At 61.4% G+C, this 2,652-nt stretch carries 2 protein-coding genes; one reads left to right on the top strand and one right to left on the bottom strand.

What is annotated here, in order from left to right; all coding sequences use genetic code 11:
* The first annotated feature begins 437 nt into the window (after positions 1-437).
* Positions 438-2,045 carry a hypothetical protein gene (locus VIH17_10015; GenBank protein ID HEY4683569.1) on the top strand — a complete coding sequence of 536 codons (1,608 nt, stop codon included), beginning with the start codon at positions 438-440 and terminating at the stop codon, positions 2,043-2,045.
* 92 nt (positions 2,046-2,137) lie between these two features.
* On the opposite strand, the gene VIH17_10010 is transcribed toward VIH17_10015, so the two are convergent.
* Positions 2,138-2,652, bottom strand: a 515-nt coding sequence (locus VIH17_10010) for a hypothetical protein (protein HEY4683568.1), incomplete at its 5' end; no start/stop codon positions are given.

The following is a 2,652-nucleotide window of genomic DNA, read 5'->3' as shown; positions in this document are numbered from 1 at the left end:
CGTCGAGTACATCCTGGTCAGCCCGCTGGCGGCGGTCGAGTAGCAAGCCGTGCCCCCCCGATTTGCGGAATGCTCAGCGGGCCTTGCCTCGACGGGTGGGGGGCCCCCCGGCGAGGAAGAAGCAGGGGTTGGCGCAGTCTCCTAGCAGCCTGTCGGAGAGACCTTGCTTTGCTGAGAAAAGTCCCACTTGAGCTCATTCTCGCAATGAAAAGGCAAGGCCGCGCCCCACCTATGGGCGGAAATTGGCTTGGATTTGGGGCAGTTCTTTTCACTCCGACAAACTGCTAACGAGGCTGCGCCTCAGACCGACGAGATGTAGGGTGCGAATAGCAAAGCTCCAGTTGTGGGAAGAAACAGGAAACGGTATAACCGTGCCTGTCATACACCGCCCGAAGCGGTGAGTTGGCCACAAGGGCACCCCACAACCGGAGCCAGCCATGAGTGTAGCACGGACCGTCGCCGAAATCTTGGGTGAGCACGTGACCTTGGAAGTGGAAAGCATCGACCGCATGTACCTGAACGTGTACGTTCCGAAGCTGCAATATGAGGCGGGGGTGGCAGCCTTCTTTCGCTTTCATCGCGGGCACAGGTTCGCGTCTTCGGTCTTGATGGCGCCGATGACGCGGGCCTTCATCGCCGAGATTGAAGCGTACGTACACCAGCATGACATTCCCCTTCTGACTTTCACCAAGGGGCAGCGCAAGGACGATGTGGCGGCTGAATACCTGAAGCACTTCACGGGTGCGGAAGGCCTCCTGTTTGTCGGCAAGGCCCAGGAGAACGTGCCCGTCTTTCGGACGGAGAAGCGCCACAATCCCCAGACGGGCCGCCCCTACGCCTGGATTGTGCGCTCCAGCGCGCCGGTTAATCACTACTACTGCTACGGGGTGGATCGCGACTTCGGCCCGTTCTTCCTCAAGTTCTGCTCGTACTTCCCCTACACCGCCAAGCTGTGTTTCAACGGTCACGAGTACGCCAAGCGCCAACTGGCCCAAGCCGGGATTGCCTTTGACGCTCTCGACAACGGCTTTCTGAGCTGTGCCGAGCCGGCTCGCTTGCAGGCCCTCTGTGACGGGCTCTCGCACGAGAAGATCGACGCCTTCGCGCGCAAGTGGCTGGCCCGCCTGCCGCAGCCCTTCACGCCGGAAGATCGGGCCGCTGGCTATGGTTACCAACTTTCGATCCTGCAAGCCGAGTTCTCACTGACGCAGGTGCTGGACCGGCCCGTGACCGGCCGCATCTTTTTCGAGCAGGTCATCCGCGAGAACCTCGATTTGGGCCGACCCGACCAGGTCAAACTGATCTTTGGTCGCCGGATCAGTACCCGCACGCCAGGCCGCTTCCAGACCCGGGTGATCACCGAGGGGGTCACGCCCTCGCTCTACGTGAACTACCGCCAATCCCGGATCAAGCAATACCACAAGGAAGGCCGCGCCTTGCGCACGGAAACCACCGTCAATAACCCTAACGACTTCGGCTTGCCCAAACGGCTGTCTGGCCTGCCCGCGCTGCGGGCGGTCGGCTTTGCCACCAACCGGCGTCTCCTCGACGTCCAACGGATCAGCCACGATTGTGCCCTGGGCGAAGCTGCCTTTCAGCAAGTCAACCAACCGGTGGTCGTCGGGGCGCAGCGGGCCTCGGCCTTACGCTTTGCTGATCCGCGCGTCCAGGCCCTGTTGAGCGTGCTGGTGCTGTTCCGTCTGCTGCCCGCCGGGTTCTCCAACGCTGAGCTGCGCGCCCACCTGGCGCCCCTGCTGGGCCTTTCCCCCAGCGATCTCACCCCGGGCGGCCTGACCTATCACCTGCGCCGGCTGCGCTTGCACGGCCTGATTGAGCGCTTGCCGCATCGCCATCGCTATCGCGTGACCGCTCAGGGCTTGCGCATCGCTCTGTTCTTCACCCGGACCTATACCCGCGTCTTGCGTCCGGGGCTCTCACACGTCCAGCCCGACTTCGTGCCGGACGACTCGTCGCTCGGGAAGCGTTTTCACCAACTGGAAACGGCTATCGACCAGTGGATCGGACACGCGGCGCTGGCCGCCTGAAAACTTGACGCATTCACTATGACTCTCGGGCTTCAAGCCCTCTAGGAGAGCGCAGACATCCGGCTTCTTGGAGAAACCGGATGTCTCAATTCTCAAGGGGGATTACCCGCCGCCGCTCGAGCGTGCTCCAACCTGAGTTGATTAAAGTCAAGGACGTTATCGCGCCACCAGTTCTCAGGCAGCGCGAGTTGGTCGTGTTCGAGATGGACAAACCATATTGTCTGCCCGGCGGCCGCCGGATCCGCCGGCGGCGTTTGGGATGTTATCTGCAACCCCTCACGGGTGGTGATGAGGTAGTTCGTGCTTAGGGGGTTCACACTCCCCGGCCCGGCCAGATACCAAGAGAGCGACCAAAACATTGATCTGATCGGGACGTAAATTGTCTCTTCCGTCCCAGCTGTTTTTTGCAGGAAGCGCACCGCGCTCCTGATATCCCACGGCTCGTATAGGGTCTGTTCCTGGCGGCTGAGCGCCCAGAGCAGCATGGCGCTGAAGGCCACGGGCACGCTATATCTCGCCAGCCTCCCCATTGCCGTCCTCTCGGCTGAGCTTTTGCGCAATTCGAGCAGCGCGCTGGCTGAGGTCCAACCTTTTTTATATTTTCTTT

The sequence above is a fragment of the Candidatus Acidiferrales bacterium genome (assembly GCA_036514995.1).
Classification (GTDB): Bacteria; Acidobacteriota; Terriglobia; order Acidiferrales; family DATBWB01; genus DATBWB01.
This window is presented reverse-complemented; position numbering and strand designations above follow the sequence as displayed.